The organism is Faecalimicrobium sp. JNUCC 81 (genome assembly GCF_053667625.1).
In genome coordinates this window covers 3,095,512-3,115,207 of the sequence record NZ_CM132203.1, presented here as the reverse complement: position 1 = coordinate 3,115,207, position 19,696 = coordinate 3,095,512, and the positions used below count along the sequence as shown (strand labels likewise).

At 28.1% G+C, this 19,696-nt stretch carries 14 protein-coding genes and 2 tRNA genes; 13 read left to right on the top strand and 3 right to left on the bottom strand.

What is annotated here, in order from left to right; genetic code table 11:
- Positions 1-3 precede the first annotated feature (3 nt).
- Positions 4-648 carry a Crp/Fnr family transcriptional regulator gene (locus tag JNUCC81_RS15485; RefSeq protein WP_454094289.1) on the bottom strand — a complete coding sequence of 215 codons (645 nt, stop codon included), beginning with the start codon at positions 646-648 and terminating at the stop codon, positions 4-6.
- 122 nt (positions 649-770) lie between these two features.
- Here JNUCC81_RS15485 and hcp point away from each other — a divergent pair, with 122 nt between their 5' ends.
- The 7 genes from hcp (at position 771) to JNUCC81_RS15450 (ending at position 6,551) form a co-directional block, all read left to right on the top strand.
- Complete coding sequence (gene hcp, locus JNUCC81_RS15480) at positions 771-2,489, top strand: hydroxylamine reductase (protein ID WP_454094288.1); 1,719 nt, start codon at positions 771-773, stop codon at positions 2,487-2,489.
- Positions 2,490-2,691: 202 nt separating this feature from the next.
- A tRNA-Cys gene (locus JNUCC81_RS15475) sits at positions 2,692-2,765 on the top strand.
- 9 nt (positions 2,766-2,774) lie between these two features.
- Positions 2,775-2,849: transfer RNA gene (locus JNUCC81_RS15470), tRNA-Thr, on the top strand.
- Between the two features lie 243 nt (positions 2,850-3,092).
- On the top strand, positions 3,093-3,788 hold the full coding sequence (gene sfsA / locus JNUCC81_RS15465) for a DNA/RNA nuclease SfsA (RefSeq protein WP_454094287.1): 696 nt from the start codon (positions 3,093-3,095) through the stop codon (positions 3,786-3,788).
- A gap of 132 nt (positions 3,789-3,920) precedes the next feature.
- Positions 3,921-5,186 carry a 30S ribosomal protein S1 gene (locus tag JNUCC81_RS15460; protein ID WP_454094286.1) on the top strand — a complete coding sequence of 422 codons (1,266 nt, stop codon included), beginning with the start codon at positions 3,921-3,923 and terminating at the stop codon, positions 5,184-5,186.
- A gap of 71 nt (positions 5,187-5,257) precedes the next feature.
- The gene (locus JNUCC81_RS15455) at positions 5,258-5,974 is read left to right on the top strand and encodes a phosphatase (protein WP_454094285.1); all 717 of its coding nucleotides are present in this window, start codon (positions 5,258-5,260) and stop codon (positions 5,972-5,974) included.
- Positions 5,975-6,044: 70 nt separating this feature from the next.
- Complete coding sequence (locus tag JNUCC81_RS15450) at positions 6,045-6,551, top strand: PaaI family thioesterase (protein WP_454094284.1); 507 nt, start codon at positions 6,045-6,047, stop codon at positions 6,549-6,551.
- Between the two features lie 34 nt (positions 6,552-6,585).
- Here JNUCC81_RS15450 and JNUCC81_RS15445 read toward each other — a convergent pair whose 3' ends face one another.
- The gene (locus JNUCC81_RS15445; protein ID WP_454094283.1) at positions 6,586-7,857 is read right to left on the bottom strand and encodes a conjugated bile salt MFS transporter; all 1,272 of its coding nucleotides are present in this window, start codon (positions 7,855-7,857) and stop codon (positions 6,586-6,588) included.
- 278 nt (positions 7,858-8,135) lie between these two features.
- Between JNUCC81_RS15445 and JNUCC81_RS15440 the strand changes: the two genes are divergently transcribed.
- The 4 genes from JNUCC81_RS15440 (at position 8,136) to JNUCC81_RS15425 (ending at position 14,874) form a co-directional block, all read left to right on the top strand.
- Positions 8,136-9,638 carry a helix-turn-helix domain-containing protein gene (locus JNUCC81_RS15440; RefSeq protein WP_454094282.1) on the top strand — a complete coding sequence of 501 codons (1,503 nt, stop codon included), beginning with the start codon at positions 8,136-8,138 and terminating at the stop codon, positions 9,636-9,638.
- A gap of 326 nt (positions 9,639-9,964) precedes the next feature.
- Entirely contained in the window at positions 9,965-11,308 is a 1,344-nt protein-coding gene (locus JNUCC81_RS15435) for an alanine:cation symporter family protein (protein WP_454094281.1), read from the top strand.
- A 52-nt stretch (positions 11,309-11,360) separates the two neighbouring features.
- Positions 11,361-12,998, top strand: a complete 1,638-nt coding sequence (locus tag JNUCC81_RS15430) for an amidohydrolase (protein ID WP_454094280.1) — start codon at positions 11,361-11,363, stop codon at positions 12,996-12,998.
- Between the two features lie 244 nt (positions 12,999-13,242).
- The gene (locus JNUCC81_RS15425; protein ID WP_454094279.1) at positions 13,243-14,874 is read left to right on the top strand and encodes an EAL domain-containing protein; all 1,632 of its coding nucleotides are present in this window, start codon (positions 13,243-13,245) and stop codon (positions 14,872-14,874) included.
- A 55-nt stretch (positions 14,875-14,929) separates the two neighbouring features.
- Here the strand turns inward: JNUCC81_RS15425 and JNUCC81_RS15420 are convergent, their stop codons facing one another.
- Positions 14,930-16,237, bottom strand: a complete 1,308-nt coding sequence (locus tag JNUCC81_RS15420) for a conjugated bile salt MFS transporter (RefSeq protein WP_454094278.1) — start codon at positions 16,235-16,237, stop codon at positions 14,930-14,932.
- A gap of 267 nt (positions 16,238-16,504) precedes the next feature.
- On the opposite strand from JNUCC81_RS15420, the gene JNUCC81_RS15415 reads away from it, so the two are divergent.
- Both JNUCC81_RS15415 and JNUCC81_RS15410 read left to right on the top strand, forming a co-directional pair.
- Entirely contained in the window at positions 16,505-18,019 is a 1,515-nt protein-coding gene (locus JNUCC81_RS15415; RefSeq protein WP_454094277.1) for a hypothetical protein, read from the top strand.
- Positions 18,020-18,325: 306 nt separating this feature from the next.
- A complete protein-coding gene (locus JNUCC81_RS15410) occupies positions 18,326-19,660 on the top strand; it encodes an alanine:cation symporter family protein (RefSeq protein WP_454094276.1) in 1,335 nt (444 codons plus the stop codon).
- Positions 19,661-19,696: the final 36 nt, after the last annotated feature.

Sequence of the window (19,696 nt, the reverse complement as noted above, 5' to 3'; positions counted from 1 at the left end):
CTCTTATTCCATTAATATCTCTTCTAGTGCATCTTTATCTAATATTTTAATAAAATCCTTAGAATAGTCGATAAGACCTAAATTTTTCATATTTATAAGTTCTCTAGACAACGATGGTCTAGGAACTCCTAATATTTCGGATAGTTTTTGTTTTGTCATGTTTAGCTCAATAAATAAACTATTTTGAATATTAAATTCAGTAAGCAAAAAGTTAGTTAATTTTTGGCGAATACTACTAAAAGATAAACCTGCTATTGATTTGTTAAGAGTAATTATTTTATTAGTTAGTTCATTTAAGAACATACTTAAAAAGTCAGGATGGTGAGTACAAAACTTTATAAAATCATTTTTACCAATAAACATAATCTCACTATTAGTAGCAGATATAACTGTAGCAGGATAACGATTTGTATCTGAAAAAGCAATTACTTCTCCAAATAAGCGCCCGGGTCCAAATGAAGATAAATGAATTACAGTATTACTTGTTAAAATTCTTTTAATATCAATATTGCCTGTTAAAACTAATCCAACTTTTTCACAGGGAGAACTTTCTAAAGCAATTATATCATTTTTAGAAAACTTAACTATTTTACAATTATAATCTTTAAAAAAATCCATTATCTCATTTCTGGTTTTATTTTTAAACATAAAATCACCTATTAAAAAAATTTATTATATTTTGATATTGTAACATAGGTTACGGAAAATATATAGTCTTTCAAACTATAATAAGTATATAAAATACACATTAAAAAATGGAGGATGAAAATATGGAAAATAAAATGTTTTGTTTTCAGTGTCAAGAAACAGCAGGTTGCACAGGATGTACTAAATTTGGGGTATGTGGAAAATCACCAGATTTAGCTAGAATGCAAGACCTATTAATATATACAACAAAAGGATTATCAGAGGTTACAACAAGACTTAGAGGAGAAGGGAAATTAATTGATCATGAAGTAAACCATTTAATAACAATAAACTTATTTACAACTATAACAAATGCAAACTTCGATGATGCGATATTCTATGATAGAGTTAAGATGACATTATCTACTAAAGAAGAATTATTATCTAAATTAGATAATAAAGAAAATCTATCAGAAGCTGCTTTATGGAATGCATCTTCAAATGCCGAGATGGATGTTAAAGTAGGAGTTTTAGCTAAATTAAAGAATGCAGTATTAGGAAGTGGCGAATCAGTTTCAATAGATTCAATATTAGATGAAAAATCAACAAAAGTAGGAGTGTTAGCTACTAAAGATGAGGATATAAGAAGTTTAAGAGAGCTTATAATATATGGATTAAAAGGTATGTCAGCTTATATGAAACATGCAAATGCATTAGGATATGACGATGAAGAAGTAAATGCATTTATGCAAAGCGCTTTAGCTAAGACACTAGATGATAACCTAACTATAGATGAATTAATAGCTTTAACTTTAGAAACTGGTAAAGTTGGAGTAGATGGAATGGCTTTACTTGATTCAGCTAACACAGGAACTTATGGAAATCCAGAAATAACTAAAGTTAATATAGGTGTTAGAAATAACCCAGGTATATTAGTATCAGGACATGATTTAAAAGACTTAGAATTATTATTAAATCAAACTGAAGGAACTGGAATAGATGTATATACTCACTCTGAAATGTTACCAGCACATTACTATCCAGCATTTAAGAAATATACTCATTTTGCAGGAAACTATGGAAATGCATGGTGGAAGCAAAAAGAAGAGTTTGAAAGCTTTAATGGTCCAATATTAATGACTACAAACTGTATAGTTCCTCCAAAGGATAGCTATAAAGATAGACTATACACTACTGGGGCTGCTGGATTTGTAGGATGTACTCATATAAAAGGTGAAAGTGAAGACAATAAAGATTTCTCTGTTATAATAGATCATGCTAAAAAATGTCAAGCACCTACAGAAATAGAAACAGGAGAAATAATAGGTGGGTTTGCGCATAACCAAGTATTTGCATTAGCAGACCAAGTTGTAGAAGCAGTTAAAACTGGTGCTATAAAGAAATTCTTTGTTATGGCAGGTTGTGATGGAAGAGCTAAATCAAGAAATTACTACACTGATTTTGCAAAAGCGTTACCAAAAGATACAGTAATACTTACTGCAGGATGTGCTAAATATAAATACAATAAATTACCTTTAGGTGATATAAATGGTATACCAAGAGTGCTAGATGCAGGACAATGTAATGATTCTTACTCATTAGCTCTTATAGCATTAAAGCTTAAGGAAGTATTTGAATTACAAGATATAAATGAGCTTCCAATAGCATTTAATATAGCATGGTATGAGCAAAAGGCTGTAATAGTATTATTATCATTACTATACTTAGGAGTTAAAAATATTCATTTAGGGCCAACATTACCAGCATTTTTATCTCCAAATGTAGCTAAAGTATTAGTTGAAAACTTTGGAATAGGTGGAATAAGCACTGTAGAAGATGATATAAAGATGTTCTTAGAATAATATAATTAAATAGTAGGATAATATATATTATCCTACTATTTTTATATTTAATTATATAAATAAAAATAAAACAGTTTGTAAATAAATGAATAAAATTATATAGATTTAAATATAATATAGAAACTACTTAATATAAAAAATATTTTAAATTAATGGTTGCCAAATGGTGGTACAAATCATATAATTATAATGTAGTGAACAAGGCGACATAGCCAAGTGGTAAGGCAGTGGACTGCAACTCCTTGATCCCCAGTTCGAATCTGGGTGTCGCCTCCAATTAATTTTGCTGGTGTGGCTCAACGGTAGAGCAGCTGACTTGTAATCAGCAGGTTGTAGGTTCGATTCCTATCACCAGCTCCAATAAAAATAACCTTAATCAATGTTGATTAAGGTTATTTTTATATATAAAAAATAAAAAAGTTATATTAAGTAAATATAATTTTAACTTTAAATACTTATATGTAGAAAAAAAGAGTATATTATAAAAGAAAAGACTTTTTAAATATTAGGAATTTGTAGATTACTTATCATATAAAACAGGTATAAATTTAAAAATATATATAGGGATTATATAGTACATAAAGGTAAATTAAAGGAGTTAAAATGAAATATAACAATATAATAAAAGCAGAATTTATAGAAAGGCCCAATAGATTTATAGCCTATTGTAATATATGCGGCAATATAGAAAAAGTACATGTTAAAAATACTGGAAGATGTAGAGAATTACTTACTCCAAATTGTACAGTATACTTAGAGGAAAGTGACAACCCAAATAGAAAAACAAAATACTCATTAATAGCTGTACAAAAAGGTGATAGATTAATAAATATGGACTCTCAAGTACCTAATAAAGTGGTATATGAAGCTTTAGTTAATAAATCAATAATATTACCAAATTTAAATGAAGATATAAAATTAATAAAGACAGAAAAAACATATGGAAATTCAAGATTTGATATATATCTAGAAACTGAAAGTAAAAAAGTATTTATAGAAATAAAGGGAGCTACTTTAGAGGAAGAAAATATAGTAATGTTTCCAGATGCTAAAACAGAAAGAGGAGTAAAGCATATCAATGAACTTATAAAAGCAAGTGAAGAGGGATATAAATGCTATGTTATATTTGTAGTTCAAATGGAGAATGTACTTTATTTTACACCTAATAAAAAAATGCATCTAGAGTTATCAGAAGCTTTAAATATGGCAAATGCAAAAGGTGTAGACGTACTAGCATACGATTGTATAGTCAATCAAGATTCAATAATTATAAAGGATGATGTAAAGGTTATATTGTAAAGTATAAAGAATCAAAAGTTTGATTCAAGTAATATCAATGATATAAAATATTACAAGAAAAATTTAAGTATTTGAAATATTAATGGTATAATACTTATATGTATAAGAATTATAATGAAAGGATTGAAAATCATGACGAATAACTTATCTATGCAAGAACTATTAGACCAACAAGAACAAGAATTTAGTAATGTTAAGGTTGGACAAACTATAACTGGAAAAATATCTAAAATAACTAATGAAGGTATTGTTTTAGAATTAAACTATGGATTTGACGGAGTTATATCAACTGAAGAATTAAATCTTTTAAAAGGGCAATATGCTAGTGATGTATATAACGTAGGAGATGAAATAAGCGCTGTAATAAGCAAAGTTTATCATAAAGATGGAGTAATACATTTATCTAAATTACAATTAGATAAAAGAGCAGATTTAGAATGCTTAGAAAAGGCTTACAAAGAACATAGAATAATAACTGTAAATGTAGAAAAGAACATTGAAAGAGGTGTATTTGCTACATATAATACACAATCATTATTCATACCAATATCTCAATTAGATACAAAATTTGTTACTGATACATCTAGCTATGTAGGTCTTAATTTAGAAGTTTACATAAAAGAAATGGACACTAAGAAAAATAGATTAGTAGCTTCTCATAGAGAAGTGTTACAAGAACGTTTAGATATAGAAAGAGAAGAAAGAAGAGCAAAAGTACAAGCTGAAAGAGAAGAAGCAAAAGCAAAAGCTAAAGCAGATAGAGAAGCTTACAGAGCTAAAGTTAAAGCAGAAAAAGAAGCATTATTTAATTCTTTAGAAGTAGGACAAAAAAGAGAAGGTAAAGTTACAAAGCTAATGCCTTATGGAGCATTTGTTGATATCGGTGGACTTGAAGGTTTAGTTCATTTAAATAACTTATCTTGGACAAGAGTTGAGTCTGTAGAGGATATGTTAAGTGAAGGTCAAGAAGTAGAAGTTTATGTATTAGATGTTGATGTTGAAACTAAAAAAATTGCATTAGCTTTAAAAGACATAAATAATGATCCATGGAATTTAATAAAAGAGGAAGTAGAATTAGATGATATAGTTACAGGTACAGTAGTTAGAATAATTGAAAAAGGTGCTTTTGTACAAATTAGAGAAGGTGTAGAAGCATTTTTACCTATATCTGAGTTAAGTGAAGAAAGAGTAATGAAAGTTACTAATGTTGTTAATGTAGGTGATGAAGTTAACGTTATGGTACTTGACTTTAATCCAAAGAACAGAAGAATGTTAGTATCAATAAAAGAAGCTACAAGAGAGCCAGAAGAAGATATAAGTGAATTCTTAGAAATAGAAGATTCTTTAGGGAGCCTTGGAGAATTATTTAAGGATAAATTCAAAGATTTAAAATTATAATAATAAATAAAAATAAGCCATATTTTAAAAATATGGCTTATTTTTAAAATCATAATTTAGAGGTGATATACATGAAGGCTTTAATTGATTTACATACACATACTATAGTGAGTGGACATGCTTATAGTACAATACAAGAAAATATAGCTCAAGCTAAAAAGGTAGGATTAAAATATTTAGGACTTTCAGAACATGCCCCAACTATGCCGGGGGGACCTCATCCATTTTATTTTCACAATATGCATGTTATACCAAGAGAAGTAGATGGGGTAAAAATACTTAGAGGTGTAGAGGCAAATATTATTGATTATAATGGAAATACAGATGTAGAGGATGATTTATTAACTCATATAGATTATATGATAGCTAGTTTACATACTCCATGTCTAGTATCAGGATCGAGAGAAGAAAATACTAATACTATACTAAAAGTAATGGATCATCCAAAGGTTAAAATAATAGGTCATTTAGATGATAATAGATATAAAGTTGATTATGAGACTATAGTAAAAAAAGCTAAAGAAAAAAATATTTTACTAGAAATTAATAATTCATCATTAAAACCAAATACTTTTAGACAAGGTGCATGGGAAAATGTAACTATTATGCTTGGTCTTTGTAAAAAATATGGTGTAAGAATCGTACTTGGAAGTGATGCTCATATATCTTATGATGTAGGGAAATTCCCTTATTCTCAAAAAATTATAGCTGATTTAGATTTTCCAAATGAATTAGTTATAAACTATAATGATGAAGAAATAATAGAGTTTTTCAAAATTAATTTTTAATTATAATAAAGTGATAAATTTAAATTTATCGCTTTTTATAATTACTAAAAAACTTAAAAGATATAGGTGGGTGTCGATATTGAAATATAAAGTAGTTAAAAAACAAAATAACAGTAAAAGATGTATCGTATGTGGTTTAGATAATGAACTTGGGCTTAAAGCATCTTTTTATGAGTTAGAAAGTAATGAACTAGTAGCAATATGCAATACAAAGGACTGGCATCAAAGTTATCCTGGTAGAGTACATGGAGGTATGTCAGCAGCATTACTTGATGAAACTATAGGAAGAGCAGTAAGTATAAGTGATGACACTATTTGGGGTGTTACTGTATCATTAGAGCTTAAATACAAAAAGCCTGTTCCAACAGACTGTGAGATAAAAATAGTTGGTAGAATAACTAAAGAGAATAGAAAATTATTTGAAGGTAGCGGAGAGATAATTCTCCCAAACGGAGAAGTTGCAGTAACTGCTACAGGTAAGTATATGAAAATGCCAATAGATAAAATAGCAGATGATAGTTTTAATGATGATGAATGGTTTGAAGAAAAATCTGACTTAGAATATATAGAAATATAAAAAAAGAAGGTTTTATAAAACCTTCTTTTTTATATTAAGCAGCAGCTTGCTCTTTTTTAGATTTGTTTAATTTATTCATTTTTATAGATACCATAACTAATAAACTATAAGCTAATATTATAGCTCCTAAAATAACAAACCAAGCTACTCTGTATCCTAAGCTGTCTACAATTAATCCGAAAGCAGATGAACCAGCAGCAAATCCTATACCGAATATTAATTGGATTAAACCTAATATACCTGCATATTCTTTATTTCCAAATAGAGATCCAGTAAGTAAAGCAGGACCCATCATATAAGCAAATATTGATAATCCTTTTAGTAGAGCAAATAGATATGCAAGAGGTGTTATATCAACTGAGTATATTAATGCTAAATCAGATCCGGCAACTAGTAATCCAGCGAATATAAGTGTTTTAGTAGTACCAATTTTATCAAATAGTGTTCCACCAAGTAAATTACCACTAAGAGAACATATAGCAAATACAGACCCTACTAAACCAACGCTTATATTATTGTTTTGGTGTAAATATGCTGGGTATTGAACTGATAAAGCAGATACGTATATACCTACAAATAAGAATGCAAGTCCAAGTAACTTAAATTCTTTAAGAGCTAAAGCTTCTTTAACAGTATATCCCCAAGAAGAATTAGCATTAGTATCATTATTTTTTGATTTAGACTTAACAATTTCAGATTCATCTTTAGGTAATCTTAACATAAATAAAGTTATTGGTATTGCTACTATTAAACCAGTAAGACCGAAAGCTAAATAAGAAGCTTTATATCCGAAAGTTTCTAGAACATAAACAACTGTAGCTTGCATGAATATATTACCTATAGAACCACCACACATAGCTATACCTAGAGCTTTACCTCTACCAGCGCCATCAAACCAAGCGTTGATTAACAAAGGAACCCCTATTGCTGATATTATTGCAGCTCCGAATTGCATTACAACAGAAATCGCATAAAATTGCCATGGAGCATTACATAAAGAGTATGCAGCGAAACTACCACATCCTAAGAAAGCTCCAGCTATATATAATGTTTTTAAACTGAATTTATCAAATAATTTACCTATGAAAGGTGAAGCAAACGCTGATGCAATGGTTCCTATTGTAAATATAAGTGAAAAGCTAGCAGTAGTAAATCCTAAAGCTTTATCAGCCATAACATAGTGCATAAATTGAGGCTGTAAGTTAGCAAGAACACCGTAAGGTATAGCTTGAATAAGCATACAAGCTGCTACTATCATCCAGCCAGTAGTAAATTTTTTTGTATTCTTTTTATTAATATTAGTCATTAAATTAATTTCTCCTTATATTAAATCTTTTGTAAATAGGCATTAATAAATTAAGAAATATAATTAATATAAAATCATCATAACATAGAAAAAAAATAAAAAATAAGACAAATAGCGACAAAAACAGAGTTTGAATTCTTATTAATTCATAATGAATCAAAAAAAATCAAAAAAAATTCATTAAGTAGTGTATATAAAAGGTGCATTTGTATAATCATTTTTATGATGATATAATCGTTAATATAAAAAGTTATAGTGACTTAAGGAGGAGTATTAGTTTGAATAACAATACATTTGGGCAATTATTAGATCAATTATTATATATATCTAATCAAAAAAAAGGTACTCTTGCTAAGGAGTTAGGTTATGATACATCTTATATAAGTAAATGGATTACTGGAAAAAATCTACCTACACCTAAAAATATAAATAAAGTGTGTAAATCTATATCAAGTTTTATAGTTACATCTCTAGACAGTACTTCACACCAAGATATTATTAATTACTTTGGAATAAACAGTGATGAATGTGATAAAGTATTTTTAATTAAGTATATATCTAGGGAATTAAAAGAATCTTATTTAAATACACAACATAAAAGCACACAAAAAATACCGAAAGATACTCAGTTAGAAATGAAATACAATGGTTTAGTAACTGTAAATACTAAACTTAGAAAACAATATTTAGAGAATGAGATATATATATACTTAAGTAAGAACAAAGAGATTGATATTATAATAGCAGCTGATTTATTCCAATCTAATTATGAGGAAAGCATATCATTATCTAATATGAAAAAAGGAATATATAGTCTACAAAATAATGAAAATATAAAGATTAGATTTTTGGCTGGATTTACAGGAGAAAGTAACAATATTATAATGGATGCTATAATGATTTTGAATATGGTAGCTACATATCCACAATTAGACTTTGAAATATATAACTGTGCTATTACTAGTGATTCTTATTTTTTTATAATTAAAGATGAGCTGCTTAATACATCTATATTTAATAAAAATGGTGAGTGTATATTTAGTACTATGTCAAAAGAAAAAGAAACTATAGATGAGCTATATTATAGTTTAGAAGGGTTACTAAAAAGACAAGGAAAACCTATTTTTGAAAAAAAAGACGTAATGTCAATTATAAAAAATAATATATATACTCAATATATATTAGGTAATGATTTAAGATGGTTGATAGGGTCAATGAATGAGCTTTTTATGCCGGAGGATTTATTTATTGAAGTAGGAAAAGAAGTATTTGGTGATAATAACGAGATAATGGAAGAACTAAATAAAATTAATATATTTTTAAATAATAAAACTTATAAATCTGATTTAAAAATATTAATTTATGAAAATGAGCTTAGAAGATATATATCTTCAGGAGAGCTTAGATTTTTCAATGTTCATGTAAAGCTAAGTTTTCAACAGCGTGAAAGACATATAGAATATATGAAGAAAGTATTAAGAGAAAATAACAATCTAGAAATTAAACTAATTGAAGGAGATTTTGTTGAGGAATTTAAAGACAAGCTAAATCCATCATTATATTTATCAAAAAATATAAAGTTAACAACAATTTGTCCTGATGATTATAAAAATCAATATGCAATTGTATCAGATAACCAGTTTAAAACAATATGTGATGATTTATTTAATTCAATGTGGAATGAGAGACAAGATATAACTTTAGATAATAAAGAACAAATAATAGAGAGCATAAGAGAATTTCTAAGCCATACAAAGATAATAAATGACAATCTTAATTAATTTTAAAAATAAAAAAATTAATGAATAATGTGAATGATTTTAAAATGATTAAAAATTTATATTGACTTCATAAAAAAAAATAAATAAACTGAAAATGTAAATAGGCGTTTTTAAATTATATGAAATTACAAAGCAGCAATTATGAATTATTTCTATTACTGTTTTGTGCATAATTATAATTTTAAACTAATGTCTATTTTTTTTATGGAAAAATATAAGTGTAACTAAAAGTTAAAGAAATATATATAAATATTACTTTAGCTATTTTATTAAATTCATCAAATTAATTCATCAAAGTTAATAAGGCTAAAGAAAAGGAGTCGAAAATGGGGCAAATGTTACATCAATTAGAAGCTATAATAACTAAAATATCGGATATGATATGGCCAGTATTCTTACCATTTATATTAATAACGGGTGCGATAATGTCTATAAGAACGATATTTATGATTCAAAAGAAGGCTACAACGCCTGCTAAGTTACAAATAAAGAATGTTATAGGTCCAGCATCTATATCATTAGGAGCAATGATAGGTACAGGGGCAATAATAGGAGTTTTAGGAGCATTATCAAAATTAGCTGCATCAGGAGAAAGAAATATAGAAGCAATGGCTATATGGGCTTTAATAGGAGCATGTATAATGGTTCCGGTTTCTTATGCAGAAACATTAAACTCTAAAATAATGGGTAAAACTCCAAAAGAGTATATATCATCATTAATATCACCAAAGCTTGGTTTATTATATGCAGTATGTTTCGTAGCATTAGCTGTATTTGGGTTCGGTGGATTCCAATTTAGTGGTATAGATTCAGTTTCAGCGATAGTACTTGATAAATTTGGTATGGAACTTACTTTAGTTCAAAGATATATGTTTATAGTAGTACCGGTAATAGCTGTAGTTGCTGCACTAGTATTATCTAAAAAGCATGAACTATTCATGGGAGCTATGACTTATATGATAGGAACAGCTGTTGCAGGATACTTTATATTCTTCACAATGTTCGTTATAAAAACTTCAGGATATATACCTACTTATGTTGAAGGTGTAATCCAAGGTATGACTAATCCAGTTAACGGACTTACTGGTATAGTATTAGGATTTGTATTAGGAATGCAAAAGATAATACAAACTGCTGAAACAGGTTTAGGGGCCTTAGCTATGGCTGCTCAAGAATCAGATTCTAAGCCAAGAGAAGCTGCTATGATATCTTTAATACCTACAGTAGTTACAGTTGTAGTATCTATAGTAGTTACTTCTTATATAGCATCTTATGGATTAAACAATGGGATAATAGAATTCCCAGCAGATGCTGTAACTAGATTATCTCAATACTTTGCAACTGCAGAAGCAGTAACAGGAACATTTGGATTAGTAGTATTATGTGCATTTACAGTATTATCAGCGTTAACAACAATACTTGGATCTTATTACTATATGACAAAGTTATTCAAGCAAAACCCAATAAACAAAAATATAGCTATATACTTAGCATTAATAATAGCTGCTGGAACATTAGCAGTATTTGGAGCTAACGTAGTATTTGAAGCTGTTGACTTATTATTATTCGTTCTTTCTGGAATAAACGTAACTGCGTTATTAATATTCAGTTTAAAGAAATGGCAAGAATTTAAGTTAGAAGGTTCATTAGAGAATAAGAAAGTATCTTAATAAAATATGTTTATATAAAAACTCTACATTATACAACTTAGGAGGCAACATAATGCAAAAAACTATTTATTTTAATGGAAACGTTGTTACAGTAGACAGTAATAACACAGTAGCAGAATCTGTTTTAGTAGAAAATGGAAGGATAGTTAAAGTAGGAACTAATGATGAAGTTCTATCGAAGAAAGATGATGGTACTAAGCTTGTAGATTTAGAAGGTAAAACTATGGTTCCAGGATTTATAGATCCTCATGGACATATAGCAGCTATAGCTCAAACATTATTATTAGTTCAGCTTGGAGATGCTACTTCAGTAGAAGAAGTAAAAGAAAGATTAAGAAATTATATAGCAACTACTAAATTACCTGAAGGTGCTTGGGTAATAGGATTTGGATATGATAATACTAAATTTGAAGATAAAGAGCATCCTACTAAATTTGATTTAGATGATGTAAGTACAGAAATAGGAATATACTGTACACATGCATCAGGACACTTAGCTGTTACCAATTCGTTTGGACTTAAAGCTTACGGATATGCTGGAGAAGACTATGTAGTTCCAGAAGGTGGAGTTGTACAAACTGTAAGGCCGGACTCAAGAGAAGCTAATGGAATACTAGAAGAAAATGCTATAATGGCAGAAGAAAAAAAAGGTATAGTACCAGCTCCTCAATTTGAACAAGTTTTAGATAGTTTAGTTAGAGCTCAAGACTTATACGCTCAATTAGGTATAACTACAGCTCAAGATGCAAGTTTGGATCCAGGATATGATCAAATGTTAACAGCAGCAGGTCAAATGGGTAAATTAAAAATAGATATATTAGGATATGCATTAATGCCTTTTACAGAAAAATTAATTAAAACAAATGAAGGAACTCCAAAGAGAGAGTATGTAAACCACTATAAAATAGGTGGAGGAAAGACTTTCTTAGATGGTTCTCCTCAAGGAAAAACTGCTTGGTTAACTCAACCTTATTATGAAGTTCCAGAAGGTGAATCTAAAGATTATCTTGGATACCCTACTCAAAGTGATGAAGATATGATATCATACTACAAAATGTGTATAGAAAATAATTGGCAAGTTCACACTCATTCAAATGGTGATGCTGCAATAGATCAATTCTTTAGATGTTATGAAAAGGCTTTAGAATTAACAGGAAATACAACAAAGAAAACAAATTTAAGACCTGTATTAGTTCACTGTCAAGCGATAAGAAAAGACCAAATTAGGAAAATGGCTGAATTAGGAGCAGTACCAACATTCTTTAATGATCACGTTTGGTTCTGGGGAGATTATCACTATGAATCAGTATTTGGACCAGAAAGAGCTCAAAATATATCTCCACTAGGTTGGGCATTAGAAGAAGGTCTAAAGTTTACAATACATCAAGATCCACCAGTAAAAATGCCAGATCAAATACTAGGTATGCATAATGCTGTAAATAGAAAAACTCAATCAGGAAGAGTATTAGGTGGACAACACAAGATATCACCGTTAGAAGCATTAAAAGCTGCAACTATAAATGGAGCTTATGGATATTTTGAAGAAGATATAAAAGGAAGTATAGAAGTAGGAAAGTATGCAGACTTTGTAATACTAGACAAGAATATACTAGAAGTTGATCCAGAAGAAATAAAAAATATTAAGGTCTTAGAGACTATAAAAGAAGGAAATACTATATTTAAAGCTTAATAAAATACCGTAAAAAATGGGATATCAATATATTGGTATCTCATTTTTTTATTATATTTAAAAAAATATTTTAAAAATAATCTAAATAAGTGGGTACAAAAATAAGAATATATCATAAAATAATGGAATAAGGAGTAAAAAGGAAAAAAGTAGTAGAAAATTATATTTTTTTGTATAAAAATGTAGTACTATTTATATGATAACTCTATAATAAATAAGATAATTGAGTAAGGTGGAATAATATATGAATAAACTATTAAAAAGGATTTTTACCCTTATTATTTTTATTGGTTGCATTATTCCTGGTAATGTATGTGCAGATAATAAATATAATAAAGTATTTAAAGTTGGATTTTATGAATATAAGCCTTATTATTTCATTAATAAAGATGGATGCCCAGATGGTTACTATCACGATGTACTAGAATTACTTGCAAAAGATTTAGGGATTAAATTTGAGTATGTAGATTATGAGTTTACGCAAAGTATTAAAAAGTTAGAAAGTGGAGAATTAGATTTGCTGGTTGGTATACGTAATAGCGAAGAAAGAGAAAGTAAGCTTATATATACAAACCATTATATAGGAACAGAAACATATGGAGTATATACAAATAAAGATATTTTATATGGAGAGTTAGAAGAACTAGAAGGATTAGATTTTGCTTTTATAGAGCAGGAATTGAATTCAGATTGGATGCTTAAGTTTCTAGAAAAAAAAGGAATAAATATAGTTCCTATTAAATCTAACTCATATGAAGAATCTATAAAATTGTTGAGTGAAAAAAAGGTAGATGCAACTGTTGCGGCAATTAAAAATGACGAACTTGAAAATAAAAATAAGATATATGAGTATTCAGCAGGTCCTGTATATATAGCAGGAAATAAAAAGAATGCATATATAATAGATAAGTTTGATGAGATGTTAGAAAAATATTCTAAATTAAATAAAAACCCTATCAAAGATATACAAAATCAGTATTTTGCAAAAAATTCAAATCTTAATTCTAAAGAAACTAAAATTATAATAAATATTAGTTTATTAATAGCAGCTATATATATATTCATAATGTATGTTTATATACATCCAAAAATTAAGAAGAAAAGAATTAAAATTAACATTAAAGAACGAATGAATAATAATGAATATTTACTGTTTTATCAACCAATAGTAAATCCTAAGAAAAATGATATAGTTGGATTTGAAGCATTATTAAGATTAAAAGATAAAAAGTTGGGCATAGTACCTCCATATTTATTTATAAAAGAAATTGAAGAAAATGATATGTTATTCGATATTTCTATATGGGTTCTTAAAAGAGCTATTAAAGAGTATGACATAGTAAAAAAATCAAATAATATAATAAATGATAACTTTTATATATCAATAAATGTATCATTAAAAGAAATAGAAAATGAAAAGTTCATTAATGAAATTATAAAATGCATATTAGATAGTAAAATAGGAAATAACAAAATTTGTTTGGAAATTATAGAAAAGGTAGGTATAAATGACCTAGAAAAAATACAAAAATCTATAAAAGAATTAAAAAAAGTAGGATTTATGATTGCAATAGATGATTTTGGAGTTGAGTATTCTAATCTAGATATACTAGAAAAACTTGATTTTGATATAATAAAACTAGACAAATATTTCATAGATGATATGGAGGGATCTGAGGTCAGAAAGTTAATAATGAATTTTCTTTCACAGTTAACTATAATTACAGGAAAAACTATAATAGCAGAGGGTGTTGAAAAAATATCTCAAAGGGATGCTATAAAAAAAATAAAAAATGATAAATTTTATATACAAGGATATATTTATTCAAAGCCAGTATCCATAGATGATATACAAGATATTGAAATTAATAATTAATAAAAAACTATGATATCTGTATTATACAGATATCATAGTTTTTTTTATATAAAACTTATCCAACTTTTTTAGCTTCAAGTTCTAACTTTGCTATTCTTTCTTTGTTTAATTTAGCCATACCGATAGAAGCTAATATTAATGAACCGTAACATACTACTATGAATACTAATATAGCTGACCAAGCAACTCCGTATCCAAGATTATCAACTAGTGCACCGAATACTGATGAACCAGCAGCAAATCCTACGGCAAAGAATATTTGAACTACACCTAATATAGCACCAAATTCTTTTTTACCGAAAAATGATCCTGCAAGTAGAGAAGGTCCCATCATGTAAGCGAAAACTGATAAACCTTTTAATGCAGCGAATACGAATGCAAGTTGTGGTATACTACCAGAGAACATTAAAGCTAAACATGAAATAAATGCTAATACAGATGCTACCATAAGACCTTTAGTTACACCTAATTTATCAAATATTATTCCCCCAAATAAGTTTCCACCTAAAGAGAATAAAGCAAATATTGATCCAACAGAACCAACTATAACAGGAGCTAATTTTAAATGAACTTTTAAGTAAGCTGGATATTGAACTGCTAAAGCAGAAACATACATACCTAAGAAGAATAAACCTAAAGCAAATACCCAGAAGAACTTAAGATTTTTAGCTTCTTTAAAAGTATATCCCCAGTCTACTGAAACTGTATTTTGAGAATTTCCTTCTTTACCATTTTCTTTTTTAGAACCTTTAACGATTTCGTTATCGTTTTTAGGCATTCTTAAGAATAATAAAGTAACTGGTATTCCTACTATTAATGATAAAGCTCCGAATAACATGTAAGACTTGCTAGCTCCATTACTAGCTAATGAGAAGGCAGTCATTTGTTGAAGGAATATATTACCTATAGATCCACCGGCAAAAGCAAGACCCATAGCTTTACCTTTAGATAACTCATCGAACCATCCATTTATTAAAAGTGGTACACCTATTGAAGATATAGCTGCAGTACCAACTTGTACTATACCAGCAACAATATAGAATTGCCATAATTCTTGACACATAGAGAATGCTAAGAATCCTCCACCAGAAAGTATACATCCTAATAAATACATAACTTTTGCATTTATTTTATTAAACATCATACCTATTATAGGTGAAGCGATAGCAGATACTACAGTACCTAATGTAAATATTAAAGAGAATCCAGCAAGTGTGAATCCATGTTCTTCAACAACGTAACTTACGAATTGAGGTTGTATATTTGCTGCAACACCAAATGGTATAGCTTGTATAAGCATACATGCAACAACAATTAACCAACCAGTTGCAAATTTCTTTTTACTTTGATTTAAAGTACTCATAATGTTTTCTCCTTTAATTTGTGTTTTGTAAATAGGCACCGATTAAAAGAAATATTTTGAATAACTATAGGATAACATATACCTATAGTTTGAATGAAGGGAAAATGACTGAAGTAATTTGAATAAAAAATAAAATAGTTTCAAAAAAATCAAATAAAAATCAAATAAATTTAACTTATAATTTTAAGATATAATAAATCAGTTAGTTTATAAGAATAAAAAAGTAATTATAAAATAATATAAAAACATATGAAGAGAGGTATTTATATGAATAGTACAACATTTGGGCAATTATTAGAAAAATTATTATATTTATCAAATCAAAAAAAGGGGACATTAGCTAAAGAGTTAGGTTATGACATATCTTATATCAGTAAATGGATTAATACAAAGAACCTACCGAGTCAAAAAAATATTTCAGAAATATGTAAAACTACAGCAAGATTTATAGTAAGTTCATTAAGTGAGAAATCAAAGCAAGGTCTACTAGACTACTTTGAGATAAGTAAAGAGATATATAATGATGAAGTATTAGTTCAGTATATAGAAAGAAGTTTAAAAAATGCATATATGACTACGGCTGAAGTAAAAAATATAAATATATATAAAGGTACTCGATCAGAAGATAATTATAATAGTGCAACTCATATCAACCCAAGTCTTAGAAAGCAGTATTTAACGAATGATGCAGAACTATTTTTAAGTAAATCAAAAAAATTGGATATGATAATATCTGCTAATTTATATCATATAAATAATGATGATAAGAGATCTATATCAGTCATGAAGCAAGCGTTATCTGAGTTAGAAGGCGACTATCAAGTAAAAGTAAGGTTTCTTATGGGATTTGATGGAATGAATGAAGATTCCATATTAAATACTATATTAACTATTAATATGATTATAGCTCATCCTGAAATGGACTTTGAAATATATAATTGTGAAGTAGAATCAGGATCAATATTATCAGTAATAAAGGATAATATATTCCACAGCGCCTTATTTACAAAGGATAAAAGATGCTTACTTACTAATATGTCAAAGGAAAAAGAGGTTGTAGATGATATGTATTATAGTTTAGAAGATATACTTAAAAATAGAGGAAAGAAAATGTTTGAAAGGTTAAATTCTTTATCTATAATAAGAAACCAAATATATGTTCAATATATAATGGGAAGCGATTTAAGATGGCTAATGGGATCTATAAATGAACTACTAATGCCAGGAGAATTGTTTATGGAGATTGGAAGACAAGTCTTTGGCGATAATACAGAAATTATAGATGAACTGCAAAAAATTAATCTATTCCTTCAAAATGTAACTTATAGCTCAGATATAAAAATACTTATTTATGAATCAGAGCTGAGAGACTATATTTCTACAGGTAAAATGAACTTCTTTAATATACCAATTACTTTAAGTTTTGAACAAAGAGAAAGACATATAGAGTATATAGAAAGAATCTTACAAGAATCTGAAAAGATAAATATAAAACTTGTTGGAGGAAATTTTGTAGAAGAGTTTAGACATAATAAAGCGCCATCTTTATATTTATCTAAGACAATAAAGTTTACAAAGGTACATCCAACAGAAGATATAAATGATTATGCAATGATAAAAAATAATGAATTTGGTGATATTTGTAGCAACGTATTCGATAGACTTTGGAATGAGAGAAAAGATGTTGTTATAGAAGATAAATGTGAAGTTATTGATAGAATATCAAAAACAAGAATATATGCAAAACTAATAAATGAGAAATTTGACCAAACAATTAAATAAACTGTTGAATAGTAAAATTGAATTTGTTGAAATAAAAAAATAATACAAAAAATACTCCGTTGACTTTTATCGACGAAAATTGATAAACTTCTAATCGTAAATAGGCACTTTAAGTTATATAATTACATGTTCAGACAAATTAATTGATTTTATTATGCAAATAAAATTAATTTTATTTGTTAAGTGTAAATAAATTAATTCATGTAATTAAGATCTCGAAGGAATATAAAAAATATTATTTAGCTATTTTTATATTTTATTAATTCATCAAAACAAATAAAGTTAAAAAAGGAGTTGGAGGGGCAAATGTTACATCAATTAGAAGTTGTGATAACTAAAATATCGGATATGATATGGCCAGTATTCTTACCATTTATATTAATAACGGGTGCGATAATGTCTATAAGAACGATATTTATGATTCAAAAGAAGGCTACAACGCCTGCTAAGTTACAAATAAAGAATGTTATAGGTCCAGCATCTATATCATTAGGAGCAATGATAGGTACAGGGGCAATAATAGGAGTTTTAGGAGCATTATCAAAATTAGCTGCATCAGGAGAAAGAAATATAGAAGCAATGGCTATATGGGCTTTAATAGGAGCATGTATAATGGTTCCAGTTTCTTATGCAGAAACATTAAACTCTAAAATAATGGGTAAAACTCCAAAAGAGTATATATCATCATTAATATCACCAAAGCTTGGTTTATTATATGCAGTATGTTTCGTAGCATTAGCTGTATTTGGGTTCGGTGGATTCCAATTTAGTGGTATAGATTCAGTTTCAGCGATAGTACTTGATAAATTTGGTATGGAACTTACTTTAGTTCAAAGATATATGTTTATAGTAGTACCGGTAATAGCTGTAGTTGCTGCACTAGTATTATCTAAAAAGCATGAACTATTCATGGGAGCTATGACTTATATGATAGGAACAGCTGTTGCAGGATACTTTATATTCTTCACAATGTTCGTTATAAAAACTTCAGGATATATACCTACTTATGTTGAAGGTGTAATCCAAGGTATGACTAATCCAGTTAACGGACTTACTGGTATAGTATTAGGATTTGTATTAGGAATGCAAAAGATAATACAAACTGCTGAAACAGGTCTAGGAGCGTTAGCTATGGCTGCTCAAGAATCAGATTCTAAGCCAAGAGAAGCTGCTATGATATCTTTAATACCTACAGTAGTTACAGTTGTAGTATCTATAGTAGTTACTTCTTATATAGCATCTTATGGATTAAACAATGGAATAATAGAATTCCCAGCAGATGCTGTAACTAGATTATCTCAATACTTTGCAACTGCAGAAGCAGTAACAGGAACATTTGGATTAGTAGTATTATGTGCATTTACAGTATTATCAGCTTTAACAACAATACTTGGATCTTATTACTATATGACAAAGTTATTCAAGCAAAACCCAATAAACAAAAATATAGCTATATATTTAGCATTAATAATAGCTGCTGGAACATTAGCAGTATTTGGAGCTAACGTAGTATTTGAAGCTGTTGACTTATTATTATTCGTTCTTTCTGGAATAAACGTAACTGCATTATTAATATTCAGTTTAAAGAAATGGAAAGAATACAAGTTAGAAGATTTATTCGAAGATAAGAAAATATCTTAATATATAGAGAGCATCTTTTAATAGATGCTCTCAAAT